The sequence below is a fragment of the Pseudomonas mandelii genome (assembly GCF_024138395.1).
Taxonomy (GTDB): Bacteria; Pseudomonadota; Gammaproteobacteria; order Pseudomonadales; family Pseudomonadaceae; genus Aquipseudomonas; species Aquipseudomonas mandelii_E.
Genome location: NZ_JAMYDU010000001.1, coordinates 414270 through 428046, shown reverse-complemented (window position 1 = coordinate 428046; position 13777 = coordinate 414270). Strand labels below are relative to the sequence as shown.

The following is a 13777-nucleotide window of genomic DNA, read 5'->3' as shown; positions in this document are numbered from 1 at the left end:
TGGTGTCTGGGAGGTCCTGGAGACGGGGCCTTGCGAGAAGTCTCGAATCATCAGTAACCGTTTTGTCATGTCCCTTGGCATTGATCTCTGCGCACAACCGGGACATGCGGTAAATCACTCGATTCTCTGAGAGTGTCCGTGGCTGTTTGCCTTACTGGAAAATGGAAAATAGGTGACGGATCTATTTAAACAAATAGATCTGTCACCTATTTGATTTTACGGCTTATCAAACCCCTGCTGCTCAATCACCCGAAACACATCGCTCACATCCTGGACCATGATCCGGGCGATGTTGGTGACGGTGTTGATGTCGTGCTCGGCGTAGTCCGGCAAGCTGGTGCAGGCCATGAGGTTGAGGTATTTGAGGACGGCGTTGAGGCGTTCGCTGAGACAGTTGTGGAGTTCGCGCAGTGGGGCATCGGCGTCGATGAGGAGGACGGGGTGGTCGGTGGCGAAGTGGGACATGGGGGTGTAGTGGCGGAGCGGGGTGTTCGTACTCATAAGTAAATCTTCCTCGAATCTGTAAGAAGAGCTACTCCCGTTCGCTGCGAAACGAATGGGTGGTAGCTATGTGCGGGTTCGCAGACCGAGGATACGAGGAACCCGGCAGACCCGAAGGTCTCCCACACACAGCCACCATAAAACGGAGTACGGGCGCTTTTGTGCGACCGTTGCTGGTTATGGGGTGCAAGGTTACTACACGTATCGTCAGGGCTGCGAAACCCTATCGCTGAATTCGCTCAGCGACAGACCCACTCTAGGCAGTGATTTTGGCAACCGCAACCGGGCTGTAGGACCACACGCGGTCACTGTGGCGAGGGGGCTTGCCCCCGTTCGGTGGCGCAGCCGCCGCAAAACCGGGCGTTGCAGTGTGTCTGAGGAAACGGGCTAGCAGGGTTTAGGGCTGCTTCGCATCCCAGCGGGAGCAAGCTCCCTCGCCACAAAGGGCAGATTCCTACGTGTTTTGCAGACTTTAAAATCCTGGCCGCTCCTACAATCAAGGACCAAGCGCGGGATTTCCCGTGGGGAGGCTCGGCAGGGTTCATTAATTTTGGGGGGTTGTGGGGGGCATAAGCGGCATTGCTCGTGATAGTGAGGGGGCGGGGCGCGCTTTGAGGAGTCTGTCACTCGACTGCGTCTGAAGTCACACCGTCGCGTTACTCCGCAAGGTAAGCAGCCTGTGTGTCATGAAGTGGCTGTGCGATGTTGAGTGCATGTTTTGAGGCTCACATGAAAGCGGCCGCTCGGTTTTCACACAACGCTGGCACGATTCAGATTGCTCATATGTCCGATGCCGGCGGCCTTCAAACGGCTGACCAGATCTTCGCGTGCTGCTCGCCCACCCGATCGGACATATTCAAGCTCCGATGCGGTGATCAATACCATCGAAACCAACCTGACCGGAGATAACGGCATGTCATCCAGTCGGGTCGGAAAATCCGGTTGCAGGGCTCCCAGCAGAACGCCTGTACAGTCGTCCTCGGTCACAAAGCTTTTTGGGAGTTGATCGCTCATATGGTGCGACAAGCTGAGCCCGGGAATTTCGAGAGATAACGTCCCGTGCTGATCGAGCCGTTCGGTGACTCCTCCAGCGTCGGCCACCGTTTTGGCAACGTGCTCCAACAGTTCGAATGCCCAGCTGTTTTTTAATGGATCGACCTCACCAAGTGAGCCACGTGCGTGCTCGGGTATGTCAGCTGTTTCCATGAACAATTCCATCTCGAAACCATTGCCCATCCCTTCAACTCCATCGAATGGATCCGACAGGCCGTCGGTGGCAAGGATTATCGAGTCACCACGGCGGACCACCCGGTAGGCCTGACGAGTCGAGGGCCAGTCAGGGCCACCCCTGAAACTCGGACTGATCATATAGGCAATGACATCCCGCTCGACGGTGCCGACAGAGTGCCAATGACGATCCAGGCACGCTTCGCCGGCGAGTCGCGCCGCCAGATTGGACGCTTCAGCCTCGTTCAACTCATCGATATCAACCAGCTTCTGGAATGCCTGGATTTGCGGTTCGACCCGGAGGTCTCGGGTAGCAGGGCTTCTCAGTGAATCGAGAAGCTTTTTAAAGAAGTTCATGTGCGTTCCTTGTCGGGTTTTGGCATTGATGTGAAAACGCGGAAGCAGATTGTGCTTCCACTTCAACGGTTTTTTTGCTAATGGCCTGCCAACTCAAGATTCCACTACCTCAATCGTCCATTCGCCCAGCACGTTCTGCGTGACGTATTGAATCGGCACAAACATTCCATACGTTTCGAGGTAGACGTAAATGGAGGTGCTGTATTGGTAGTTATCTTTCGTGCAACTGAGTACCTTGGCAGTCCCGGTCAAACTCGGGTGATACGTGCTGGCGGGTTTCTGCGACTGCACCTCACAGCTATATCTGTTGTCGACCGGCACTAAGGTTCTGGGACCTTTGCCGCCGTTGGTATAAAGAAGCTGCATATCCTGCGCCGTGTATCGCAAGAGTGCGCCAACCGGCATGTTCGCCCAATCGCCCTCGAAGCTGAGGTTCGTCAGCGCCTCGTCCTCGATCGTTATCTCACCTGCACGAGTGCTGAATTCACTTCCAGCCAGGACAATCAGGCCTCGGAAAGTAGCCTTGACCCACTGACTTCCTCGCTCTTTAAAACGCTCCGTCAGTTGATTGCCCGCCTCGCCTGAAAGGTATTGCGAGTCACGCCCGTTGAGCCGCACGGCTTCATCTGAATACTGTCTTGGCTCGGAGTTATCCTTGAACACCCGGCGCAGGTGCCGAATGCTTTTCTCCGGTTTGGGCATATTTAATGCCTCGATGGCTTTCAACACCGGGGCGGCAACGACGGGAACTGGCACTTCGAAGGGCGACTGCTCACGCCCTTCAAATTGTGTGTATTGGTCCAGGGATTGCGGTTTGCCACAGGCTACCTGAACCAGCTGACGCTCTTCGGCTCCGAGGCTTTGCGGGCCGATGGCCTTGAGATCTGTCTGCATGTTTCCAGTGAGCACACGACTGTGAGTATCAAGGTAGAAAAGGCTTAACGCGGTCAGTTGTTGCAGGGCGCAGTTGGCCGTCCACCGCTGGCGTACCTGCCCATACAAGACGTTTTTGCCGGGCACTAACATCTCGCCGGGTAGTACCCGAGCCGTCCAGAAAGTGACCTCATCACCTTTTACTTTCAGGCTGCTGCGGTCGATCATCTGCCAATCCTGATGCTCGGGTGCCGAGAACACGCGCCATTGAGGAGGTGTAGTCTGGGCACAAACCTGTTTCAGCTGCGCACTTTGCAGGTACTGGCTCTTTTGTTCAGCAGGTAATTGCCAGGATTCCTCCGAACGCCCCCGCGGGTTGACGGAGAATCGAGCCATTCCCGCTTTGCTACGGTAGGCCATCTGCGCGTCGGGCTGGCGGCAGTTCGCGTCGAAACGTGCCAGATAGTGGAGTTCCGGACTTGGAGACGAAGCCACTACATAGGTGATTCGATCGCCCTCGCGCACAATCGAGTTCGGCTCGGGTGCCTCGAACAGCACACTGTTGAAAACCGCAAACCCCGGCCGGGCCTCAGATGTTGTGATTTGAGCGGGTTTTGTTGCTTGGCATCCAGAGAGGATCACAGCAACGATAAGCAGTGAAAAAAAGCTGGAAGGGCGAGACGTGACATCCATGTGGGTGTACTTCATTGAAAGAGTGATGGCATATTAACATGAGTGCTGGCTGCCAAATAGGCGCAAAACCGGGCGTAGCGGTGTGTCTGAGGAAATGGGCTAGCCAAGTTTTGGGCTGCTTCGCTGCCCAACGGGGGGCAAGCCCCCTCACCACAATGAGAAGATTCCTACGGGATTTGAGTCAGACTTCAAAATCCTGGCTGCTTCTTCATCGAACGATCAGTCGTGGGATTTTCGGTGGTGAGAGTGCTTGCCTCTGAATGATCCTATGCAGATTGCACGTGCGCGGTCACCAACGGTTCTTGTGCATTGGCATCGCGTTTCAGCCATTCAGCGGGCGGGCAGCCCATCACGTTCAGAAAGCTTTTCGAGAAAGACGCCTGCGAGCTGTAGCCAACCGACTCCGCAATCACCTTGATCTGAACGCCATCGCGAAGCATGTCCTGAGCCACCTTCATTCTCCAAGCGGTGACATACCCCATGGGCGATATCCCCATTATCTGGGTGAAGCAGGCTGAAAATTTCGACCTGGACATGTTCGCCAGGCTCGCCAGTTTCTCGACGCTCCAGAGCGCATCCGGCACTGAATGAATGCTGTTGAATACCGCGCCGAGGCGCCCGTCCTGCAGGGCATAGAGCAAGCCACTGGATATCTTTCCGTCTGCCACGGCGCGGCGCACGATCAGGACAAAAATGTATTCAAGCAGCAAGTTCAGCGCTTTGGTTCTTCCTGCACTTTGATCCTGAAATTCGGCAAGTAGCGCGCCAATCACCGGGCTGAGATTTTCCAGTTCCCTGAATGGGAAGATCAGTGTTTCCTTGAGTCCGAGAGGGAAGGGTTGCAGCGTGTTGCGCCCAAATTGAAAGGAGGCGCAAATCAACTTCGAGCCCTCAACCGTATTGGAGCGTAACTGGTAACGGCAGCTGCTCGGACAGAACAACACACTGGGTTCTGCGATCGCTATCTTCGGTAACCCGGGCTGAACCAAGTCGATATCGCCCTGACTGATGACATGGATGAACGCCATGCCAGGAGGTTTATCGAGAACAAGCGTGCCATCGACCCGACCAGAGAAAAAAAGCCTGCCCTGAAGGTTTGTGCGTTCGAAGAGTTCGGACAGGATATCCATGATGATAGGGACGACCGGTTAAAGACTCTGTACGCGCTGACAAAACCGGATCAGGACGTGGAGATAGGATGAAGTTCTTGCCGATGGTAAACAACGACCCCTTGGGACGCCATGGCATAGAGCAACTTTCTTATCGACGATCGGAGTCAAATGTCATGAGCAACGAGACTACTCGCCTTGCACCCCAGTATGCAGACCCGGCAGTTCCTACGCTGCCAGATCCAGGCATGAAGATTGATCTTTCTCGCGCCGCGCTGGTCGTCATCGACCCGCAAATCGACTTCCTCAGCCCTGAGGGCGTGAGCTGGGGCGTATTTGGTAAAAGCATCGTCGAGCACGATGTCGTCAACCACCTCGGCCAATTGTTCGCCGCCGCCAAGAGCGCCGGCATCACGGTTGCCGTCTCCCCGCACTACTACTATCCGTGCGACCACGAGTGGCATTTCGGCGGGCCGTTGGAAAAGGTCATGCACAACATCGGCATGTTTGATCGCAAGGGACCGTTGAACCTCGATGGCTTCGAAAACTCCGGTGCCGACTTTATGCCCGAGTTCAAGCAATACATCCTTGATGGCAAAACCATTATCGCCTCGCCACACAAGGTGTATGGCCCGGAAACCAATGATCTTGCACTGCAACTGCGCAAGCATGGCGTGTCGCAAATCATCCTGGCGGGCATGGCGGCGAACCTCTGCGTTGAGTCGCACTTGCGTGAACTGCTGGAGCTTGGGTTTGAAGTGGCCGTGGTTCGTGACGCCACCGCCGGTCCAACTACTCCTGAAGGGGACGGTTACCTGGCCGCTCTGATCAACTTCCGCTACATCGCCAATGCGCTGTTGACGACTGCGCAGACTGTTGAGTTGCTCCAAGCCAAGTAAGGTCGATAAAAGTCGGCTGCTCGCTACTTGCGACGCAGCCGTTCAGGAGTGCTGGAAATGCCCAAGCTCCATCGGCGATATCGTCAGCAGACTTCTGCGGTGATTCAATCTGCAATCACCTGTGCAATTGCAACGGCCATCGCCAGTCCATCGACTCTTTCGGCCAGCCAGTTACGGTTGTATGGATTCAAAGCCTGGTGGGTTGCCTGGTTGACCATCGTGCCATTCGTATACTGGCGACACCACTGATAGGACGGTTGACGTCCTTTGTGGTGCAAGAAACCCCCCAAGAAGCTCGCCTGAATGAGCGACGCTGATTGAGGTCATCTCCGGCAGCGAGCGGCAATTCAGCCTCGGCTAGAAACAGGCACAGGGGGTAGAAATGCATCTATCCTTCTTTTGTCATTTTTTCCTGCTACATCGCATGCCGGAGTTGCTATGAGGAAAATTCATGCTGCCAGTTTGGCGCTGTTTCTTGTTTTATGTGGCGTCAGGGTGACCAGCGCTGAATCAACATTCTCCTTTGAGTCAGCGGCAACGCTCGATGACATGTCGGCTCTGATCAGATCGAAAACACCGCTTGGATCTTCTCGCGAAAATGTCCGAAAAATTTTCGTAAAAGAAGGACGCGCAACGCTAAAGGTCAGGAAGGATGACTCTAGCGTCGAGAAATATATCTACGATATTGATTTATGCCATTACTACATTTGGCGGTGGAATATCTCGTTCGATTACGACGGCAGTGATCAATTGCGCCAAGCCTATGTAAATGGAAATATTGTTTTTCCACACGGCAATCCAAAGAAGATCATTCCGAAGTTTGCGGAAGCAGGAAAAAAGGCGTCGATATATCGGATGCAACGTCCCAGGGCCGAAGCATACAAGGGCGAGAGTTCGCTCGGATTTTTGCTCTTTGATCGCGACAGCGACCCGAGCACCACTGATGATCAAGCACTCATTGGTGCCGGTCCAAGCCGAGCCGATCCAGTTAATATGGGCAAACTGGTCACCTATACAGACGTCGAGCCCTGGCGCTCTATTTTCGACTTCGATGCCGCTGACCGCATCGTGCCTTATCAAGGTAAATGCAATACGGCCAAGTAGCCTGGATATCCGGATGGTGGAAAACCCTCATGCGGATTTTTCACTCTACTGATCCGTCCTGGCATTGTAGGGTGGACCACGCTTTTCTTGTCCCACCGGCTTTTATGAATGCCCGCAATGGGGTCGTGTGCAGCTGGTCGCTGGTCAGGTCATTGCGCGTAGGGTGGGCGTCGCAACATTCATTTCACCGGCCGTTACGGCATTTAACCCGAGGAGAATCCCATGAGCCAGACACTGGAGCGCGCCATTGCCATCGCCGCGGCGGCGCATGAGGGGCAGGTGGACAAGGGCGGTGCGCCTTACATCCTGCATCCGCTGAAAGTCATGCTGCGGGTGAACACGCTGGAAGAGCGCATCGTCGCGGTGTTGCATGACGTAGTCGAGGATTGCGGCATCAGCTTCGACGATCTGCGTAACGAAGGCTTTAGCGAAACGGTGCTGATGGCGATTGCGTCGGTGACCAAGGTGCCGGGCGAATCCTATGAGGCGTTCGTCGAGCGCGTGGCGCAAAACCCGATCGGGCGGGTGGTGAAACTGGCGGATCTGGAAGAGAACAGCGACTTGTCGCGGATTGCCCAGCCGTCCTGGGAGGATCTGGAGCGTGTTGAGAAGTATCGGCGGGCGATAGGGGTGTTGCGTTCGTAGTGAGTGTTGGCACCGTGTTGCCGGCGCGAGTGCCGATCATTCCGGGATTTTCGGAAGGTGTTCCAGCCCGAAATGACAAAGCCCCAAATCATCAGGGCTTTGTTCTTTGAAATTGCGCAGTTCGCAGCTCGTTACCGCACGCCGTCCGGCGTTATTGCCTGGCCTGCGGTGAGTGCGGGTTAAGTGCGATGTGCTTCGGTCCCGCCAAGGCCCATGCGATCAGCCCGAATAGCGGCACAAACACGATCACCACCATCCACACCAGTTTGTTGCTCGATTTGCCTTCGGCTTTTCGCACTCTGTTTATCGCCCACAACTCGATCAGCACAAGTACTGCTGCGAGCACGATCCAGATTGTTTCGATTTGCATTGGTCACCTCCTGATAGTCATTCAGTTAGGTGAGCGGGTGTGGGCGGGGTTCATTAAATTTGCGGTGGCTTGGAGGCTTAAGATCAAAAGATCGCAGCCTTCGGCAGCTCCTACACGGCGTTCGGCAGCACCTGACCGGAATATGGAGGTCCATCCCGCAGCGTTAGTATTTTTCCATCCACCGGTCATTCCCCTTGAAGGGAATCGGTCTAAAAAAGCCCGACCCAGGCTTCGAACGATTTGCTATTCTGAAGTGGTAGGTGAAGACGCAGACTGATGCGCAAAGGGATAGCGAGGAAGCGTGGGGCGCGCTCCCAAGGGTACACGGTTAGAAAGATCTCCGCGCTGAGATCCAGCCCTTATGCCGTGTGAGGCAGAACAGCCCAAAGCAACAATTACTGTTCTGTGAGAGGCCCGATAAACCTTGTAAGCCAGAGACCAGCACTGGCCACCTACATCGATTTCCAAAGCCCGCCTTGTGCGGGCTTTTTCGTGTTTGCGAGTCGGTTAAATTATTTCAGCCCAACGCGTTCTTTGTAGCAGCTGCCGAAGGCTGCGTTCGGCTGCGAAGCCGTCGTGAATCCGGTGAACTCGGTCTGCCTGATGTACCGCAATTTCTGAATCTACGACTGCTTCGCAGCCGAACGCAGCCTCGCGAGCTCGACAGCTGCTACCGATCGCATTACGACTTAACTCACGGCACTCGCTTTTGCGTTTGGCGCATGTACACCTGGTCCCTCACGCTCTGCCTGTCTGACGTGAGCCGAAAAGCCAGATTGATCCGAAGCAACTTCCGCGCGCAATGTGAGTTGCGGGATGTCATACGCGCCGGCATTCTGCGGTCGAAAAGGAATCGGTGCGGTCCTTGCGAGGTCATCAAGACGTTGGCCGAGCGCGTCGCAGGTCGTTGAAAATCTCTCCTCATCCATTCGGCTCGTGCGATAGATCACGAAGGGTGGCAGCACGTCGAAACCGGGATAAAACAGTACGCCATGCTGAATGGGGAATAACAGGTCATCGATGGGCCCATTGATGCCCCGAGGGCTGTAATGAGACTCCCATCCACCCGCGGTGACGATCAGCATCGCCCGTTTGCCCGCAAGCGTGCCTTCTCCATAGCGGTTACCCCAGCGCGCATCGGAATGCTCCCCTACGCCATAGGCAAAACCATAGGCGTAAACGCGTTCCACCCAGCCTTTGAGAATCGCCGGCATCGAGAACCACCACAGCGGAAACTGCAGAATGACGGCATCGGCCCAGAGCAGTTTTTCCTGTTCGAGGACGATGTCCTGGCTTTGTCGACCCTCTTCAAACGCATGCTTTGAGTCCAGCGAAGGATTGAACCGCGATTCGGTCGGCCGGCCGGGACTGTCATCAACATCCAGTGAGGCTTTCCAGTCCATCGCGTATAGATCGGAGACCTGCACCTGGTGGCCGGCAGCCTCCAGGCGTTTGACGGCAAAGTCTTTGAGCGAACCATTCAATGATTTGGGTTCGGGATGGGCATAAACGAGTAGAACTTTCATGGCTTAGTCTCCAGTGTCAGGAGGCTGCAGAGTCGGGCTTTGCCAGGTATATTGGAAATGAATAACCAATATGCCAGGTATTACCATGAATAATCTGCGACGCCTGGACATCAACCTGTTGCTGACCCTTGATGTCTTGCTCTCGGAACACAATGTGACCCGTGCGGCGCAACGCCTGAGTTTGTCTCAACCGTCGGTGAGTGTTCATCTCGCCAAGTTGAGAGACATTTTCGGCGATCCGCTGTTGCTGCCAGGACCACGGGGCATGCGGCCCACAGCCCGGGCCGATGAGTTGCGCGAGCCGTTGCGCCAGGCCCTGGAAGCCCTGGAGCGCGCCGTGTCGCCCGCCAGCCCTTTCAACCCGGCCGAGGCCCGGCAGACGTGGAATATCATGGCGTCCGACTATGGTGAGACGACTATCGTTTTGCCTGCGTTAGCCGGGCTGCGTTCGGCAGCACCGGGCACGCGTTTGGCGGTGTTTGACCTGGTTCCGTTACAGATCGCCAAGCAAGCGGAGCAGGGGGCAATCGATCTGGCTTTTCACACCAGCGAGGACGCGCCCCTCGGCTTGCGACGTCGCGCGTTGTTTACCGAGCAATATGTTCTGGTGGGCCGTGCAGGCCATCCGCAGTTTAAAAAGCGGCCGACTCTTGAGCAGTTCTGCAAGCTCGACCACGTGATCGTGTCACGGGATGGTGGAAGTTTTCAGGGTGTCACCGACCAAGCGCTTTCGGCGGTGGGCATGACACGCCGGGTGGTGCTTTCAGTCCCGCATTTCCTGTTTGTGAGGTCGGTAGTGGAGAGCACTGACATGGTGGCGATGCTGCCGTCGCGGCTGGTTCGCGATGCGGGGGCGTTAGAAGTGATCGAGCCACCGCTTGATGTCCCGGGTTACGAGATGTCGATGCTCTGGCCCGAGCGCGTTCATCGCGACCCTGCGCACCAATGGCTGCGCGAGTTCATTGTGAGTGCGTTGTGAGGGGCATCAGTTGCCCACAATCCTGTGGGAGCGGGCTTGCCCGCGATGGCGGTTGCACATCCAGCATTGATGTCGTCTGACACACCGCCTTCGCGGGCAAGCCCGCTCCCACAGGTTTCGCGTGTGCCATTTGACCCGTTTTCCCTTCTGTTGCCCGTTGTGTTCATCCCGCCGTTTGGCTAATCTCGCACAAACACGCAAAAACAGGCATAACCATGCAAGCCGAGCATTCCATCGCCGAACTCCCGCAGCTGCGCCGTCAGAAAATCCTCTTGATCCTCGAACGCGACGGCAAGGTCATGGCCTGTGAACTGAGTCAGCATTTCGCCGTGTCCGAAGACACCATTCGCCGGGATCTGTCGGAGCTGGCCAGCGCCGGGCTGGTGCAGCGGGTCCACGGCGGTGCGCTGCCGCGGCCCAAGGATACGGGCAAGGATTACTTCACCCGGGTCGGCGAAACCGATGAAGTGAAAACACGGCTGGCTCAACTCGCCGCACGCCGGGTCAAAGATGGCCAGATCGTGATTTTCGATTCCGGCAGCACCACGCTGCAGATTGCGCGTTCGCTCCCCGCTGACATCTGCATCACGGCTATCACCGCGTCGCCAATGATCGCGATCACCCTCGCCGAATACAAAGGCATCACGGTAATCGTCGCCGGTGGTCAGCTCAATCCCGCGACGATGTCTTCCGGCGGCCATGAAACGCTGAGGCTGATCGAAGGGATCAAGGCCGACCTGGTGTTCACCGGGGTCTGTGCCATTCATCCGGAAGTCGGCATCAGCTCGCTGCATTTCGATGAGGTGCCGGTGAAGCAGGCGATGCTCGCCAGCGCTTCCCACGTGATTGCCGTCACCACCGCAGACAAATTGGGGGCGGTGGAGCCCTTCGTTGTTGCGCCTTGCAACCGTGTGCATACCCTGATCACCGAACGTCATGTGGCCTCGGGCAATGTCGAGGATTATCAAAAATTGGGGATCGAGGTGGTGCAAGTGGACGCTTGAGCGTCATCGCGCTCAGCGTTGCATGAGTTACGCTGAGAGCTACGACGGGAGGAATGCAGTCATGACTGAGCGCCATATGATCCACTCGGAAACGTTATCGAACGGATGCACGATCAAGGTTAAGGCCGAGATCTTGAGGGACGGTTCGCTGGGGATGTTCATCGGTGTTTACCGGCCGGACGGTTCGATGATCGTTGAGGACAACCACCCGTCACCGCACCTGCTGGACATGGAAGGCGCGATGGAGTGGGGCATCGAAAAAGCCAAAACCATCGGTAACAGCCAAAGAACGCTGTAAGGCCCGGGGATCACTGAATCATTGTGCATCTGGAAGGTCGTATCTGCGGTTTGCACGCACTGCGATTGAATTCGTGGGTAGCGTCACCTCATCCCCGCAGCTCTGACCTTTGCTTTTAGGATGTTCAAATGAAGCGCACCGCGATAATGACCCTGGCCATTGCAAGTACTCTCCTGTTGGGAGGCTGCTTTCCTCACTGGGAAGATGACGACAGGTACGATCGGGATCACCGCCGTGAATACCGTCGCGACTATGACCGAGGCTATGATTACCGTGATGATCGAGGGTATGACCGCGATTACGACCGTCGTGATGATCGCCGTCGTTACCGCGATCGGGACCGCGACGACGATTGATACGAGCCGCCAGCCTTCAGAGCGGAGGGCACCACCGCTCTGATCTGCCGTCAGTCATGCGAGGTATCACCATGGGAATTCTGCCTGGACGTTTCACTCGGTATTTCAGCCACTGGCTGATCGCGGCGGGTATCGGCCTGACCGCCATGGCGCTCGAGGCCCAGGCGCAAACCCCACCTCAAGCCACCCGGGAAATAAACAGCTTGCTGGACTTTGTCGAGCGCAGTGAGTGCCGGTTTGTGCGTAACGGAAGTGAATACCCGGGCGCTGAGGCCCGGGCGCATCTGCAGAAGAAGCTGAAGTACCTCGAAGACCGGAACAAGGTCAACAGCGCCGAAGACTTCATCGATCTGGCGGCCAGCCAAAGCAGCATGAGTGGCCGCGCCTATGAAGTGCGCTGTCCGGCAGGCGTACAACCCGCCAACCTCTGGCTGAAGACTGAGCTACAGAGGCAGCGACAAAGTCATTGATTAGGCTAGCGCAGCAGATGCACCGCCAGCCCGATCAATGCGCACCCCAACAACACCTCGATCACCCCCCGCTTGAAGCGGAACAAGGCAATGGCCGCTGCAATGGCGATCAGCGCCGAAGGCCAGTCGAGTTGGCCGCTGAAGCCGTTGGGCCACAGCACGTGGTAGCCGAAAAAACACGCCAGATTAAGAATCACGCCGACTACTGCGGCAGTAATCGCGGTCAACGGCGCGGTGAGCCTGAGTTCGTTGTGGGTCGACTCTACCAATGGACCGCCGGCGAGGATGAACAGGAACGAGGGCAGGAAGGTGAACCAGGTCACCAGCGTGGCGGCGAGGGCGCCGGCCAGGAACATTTGATCAGGGCCGAACACCTGCTGAACATAGGCACCGACAAAACCGACGAAAGCCACCACCATGATCAGCGGGCCGGGGGTGGTTTCGCCGAGCGCCAGGCCATCGATCATCTGCGTGGGTGTCAGCCAGCCATAGTGGCCGACAGCGCCCTGATACACATAAGGCAGCACGGCATACGCGCCGCCGAATGTCAGCAACGCCGCTTTGGTAAAGAACCAGGCCATCTGGGTCAGGGTGCCTTCCCAGCCGAACAGGGCGGTGAGAATTCCCATCGGCAATACCCACAGAACAGCACCTACCAGCAACAGGCGCAGCAATTTGAAACGGTTGAAACGGGCGTGTTCGGGAGGCGGGGTGTCGTCGTCGATAACAGCCGGGCCGAAGGATTTTTTCGTCGCGCTGTGGCCCCCGGTGCGGAACCGTTCAGGCGCCAGACGTCCGCCGACATAACCGATGATCGCAGCGCCCAGCACAATCAACGGGAACGGTACATTGAATACGAAGATCGCTGTGAATGACGCCGCAGCAATCCCCCACAGCCAGTTGTTCTTCAATGCCCGCGAGCCGATTCGGTGGGCTGCCTGCACCACAATCGCAGTCACGGCAGGCTTGATCCCATAAAAAAGCCCGGCCACCACCGGCACTTCGCCAAACGCGATGTACACCCAGGACAACGCAATCAGGATGAACAGCGACGGCAGCACAAACAGCGCGCCGGCAATCACGCCACCCCATGTGCGGTGCATCAGCCAGCCAATGTAGGTGGCCAGCTGCTGAGCTTCAGGCCCAGGCAGCAACATGCAATAGTTGAGGGCATGCAGAAAGCGTCGTTCCGAGATCCAGCGTCGGCGCTCCACCAACTCCTGGTGCATGATCGAGATCTGTCCGGCCGGCCCGCCGAAACTGATGAAGCCTAGCTTCAGCCAGAACAGAAACGCTTCCCGCAGACTGATGGTTTCAGGCTTCGACAAGTCCTGTTCGACGGTCGAGGAGGGGGCTTTATTCAAAT

Annotated in this window: 15 protein-coding genes; 8 read left to right on the top strand and 7 right to left on the bottom strand. The window is 56.5% G+C overall.

The window, feature by feature from the left end:
- Nucleotides 1-216: 216 nt before the first annotated feature.
- The 4 genes from NHU87_RS01910 to NHU87_RS01895 all read right to left on the bottom strand — a co-directional run bounded on the left by NHU87_RS01910 (nucleotide 217) and on the right by NHU87_RS01895 (nucleotide 4781).
- Nucleotides 217-501, bottom strand: a complete 285-nt coding sequence (locus NHU87_RS01910; RefSeq protein WP_253545077.1) for a fructose-bisphosphate aldolase — start codon at nucleotides 499-501, stop codon at nucleotides 217-219.
- Between the two features lie 750 nt (nucleotides 502-1251).
- Nucleotides 1252-2085 carry a suppressor of fused domain protein gene (locus tag NHU87_RS01905; RefSeq protein WP_253545075.1) on the bottom strand — a complete coding sequence of 278 codons (834 nt, stop codon included), beginning with the start codon at nucleotides 2083-2085 and terminating at the stop codon, nucleotides 1252-1254.
- Between the two features lie 93 nt (nucleotides 2086-2178).
- Nucleotides 2179-3651: a hypothetical protein gene (locus NHU87_RS01900; RefSeq protein ID WP_253545073.1), complete on the bottom strand. Its 1473-nt coding sequence runs from the start codon at nucleotides 3649-3651 to the stop codon at nucleotides 2179-2181.
- A gap of 266 nt (nucleotides 3652-3917) precedes the next feature.
- Nucleotides 3918-4781 carry a helix-turn-helix transcriptional regulator gene (locus tag NHU87_RS01895; protein ID WP_253545071.1) on the bottom strand — a complete coding sequence of 288 codons (864 nt, stop codon included), beginning with the start codon at nucleotides 4779-4781 and terminating at the stop codon, nucleotides 3918-3920.
- A 155-nt stretch (nucleotides 4782-4936) separates the two neighbouring features.
- Here NHU87_RS01895 and NHU87_RS01890 point away from each other — a divergent pair, with 155 nt between their 5' ends.
- The 3 genes from NHU87_RS01890 to NHU87_RS01880 all read left to right on the top strand — a co-directional run bounded on the left by NHU87_RS01890 (nucleotide 4937) and on the right by NHU87_RS01880 (nucleotide 7408).
- Nucleotides 4937-5659, top strand: a complete 723-nt coding sequence (locus NHU87_RS01890) for a cysteine hydrolase family protein (RefSeq protein WP_253545069.1) — start codon at nucleotides 4937-4939, stop codon at nucleotides 5657-5659.
- A 438-nt stretch (nucleotides 5660-6097) separates the two neighbouring features.
- Nucleotides 6098-6763: a hypothetical protein gene (locus NHU87_RS01885; RefSeq protein WP_253545067.1), complete on the top strand. Its 666-nt coding sequence runs from the start codon at nucleotides 6098-6100 to the stop codon at nucleotides 6761-6763.
- Nucleotides 6764-6985: 222 nt separating this feature from the next.
- The gene (locus NHU87_RS01880; RefSeq protein ID WP_253545065.1) at nucleotides 6986-7408 is read left to right on the top strand and encodes an HD domain-containing protein; all 423 of its coding nucleotides are present in this window, start codon (nucleotides 6986-6988) and stop codon (nucleotides 7406-7408) included.
- Nucleotides 7409-7559: 151 nt separating this feature from the next.
- Here NHU87_RS01880 and NHU87_RS01875 read toward each other — a convergent pair whose 3' ends face one another.
- Nucleotides 7560-7778, bottom strand: a complete 219-nt coding sequence (locus NHU87_RS01875) for a PLD nuclease N-terminal domain-containing protein (RefSeq protein ID WP_253545064.1) — start codon at nucleotides 7776-7778, stop codon at nucleotides 7560-7562.
- A 689-nt stretch (nucleotides 7779-8467) separates the two neighbouring features.
- Nucleotides 8468-9304 carry an NAD(P)H-dependent oxidoreductase gene (locus tag NHU87_RS01870; RefSeq protein WP_253545063.1) on the bottom strand — a complete coding sequence of 279 codons (837 nt, stop codon included), beginning with the start codon at nucleotides 9302-9304 and terminating at the stop codon, nucleotides 8468-8470.
- 85 nt (nucleotides 9305-9389) lie between these two features.
- Here NHU87_RS01870 and NHU87_RS01865 point away from each other — a divergent pair, with 85 nt between their 5' ends.
- The 5 genes from NHU87_RS01865 to NHU87_RS01845 all read left to right on the top strand — a co-directional run bounded on the left by NHU87_RS01865 (nucleotide 9390) and on the right by NHU87_RS01845 (nucleotide 12411).
- Nucleotides 9390-10283 carry a LysR family transcriptional regulator gene (locus NHU87_RS01865; protein WP_253545062.1) on the top strand — a complete coding sequence of 298 codons (894 nt, stop codon included), beginning with the start codon at nucleotides 9390-9392 and terminating at the stop codon, nucleotides 10281-10283.
- Nucleotides 10284-10498: 215 nt separating this feature from the next.
- Nucleotides 10499-11287 (top strand): DeoR/GlpR family DNA-binding transcription regulator, encoded by a 789-nt coding sequence (locus NHU87_RS01860; RefSeq protein WP_253545061.1) that lies wholly within the window; start codon nucleotides 10499-10501, stop codon nucleotides 11285-11287.
- Nucleotides 11288-11348: 61 nt separating this feature from the next.
- On the top strand, nucleotides 11349-11585 hold the full coding sequence (locus NHU87_RS01855) for a hypothetical protein (RefSeq protein ID WP_253545060.1): 237 nt from the start codon (nucleotides 11349-11351) through the stop codon (nucleotides 11583-11585).
- 128 nt (nucleotides 11586-11713) lie between these two features.
- Nucleotides 11714-11941 (top strand): hypothetical protein, encoded by a 228-nt coding sequence (locus tag NHU87_RS01850; protein ID WP_253545058.1) that lies wholly within the window; start codon nucleotides 11714-11716, stop codon nucleotides 11939-11941.
- Between the two features lie 71 nt (nucleotides 11942-12012).
- A complete protein-coding gene (locus NHU87_RS01845) occupies nucleotides 12013-12411 on the top strand; it encodes a DUF5329 domain-containing protein (protein WP_253545056.1) in 399 nt (132 codons plus the stop codon).
- A 5-nt stretch (nucleotides 12412-12416) separates the two neighbouring features.
- On the opposite strand, the gene chrA is transcribed toward NHU87_RS01845, so the two are convergent.
- Nucleotides 12417-13775 (bottom strand): chromate efflux transporter, encoded by a 1359-nt coding sequence (gene chrA / locus NHU87_RS01840; RefSeq protein ID WP_253545054.1) that lies wholly within the window; start codon nucleotides 13773-13775, stop codon nucleotides 12417-12419.
- Between the last annotated feature and the right edge of the window lie 2 nt (nucleotides 13776-13777).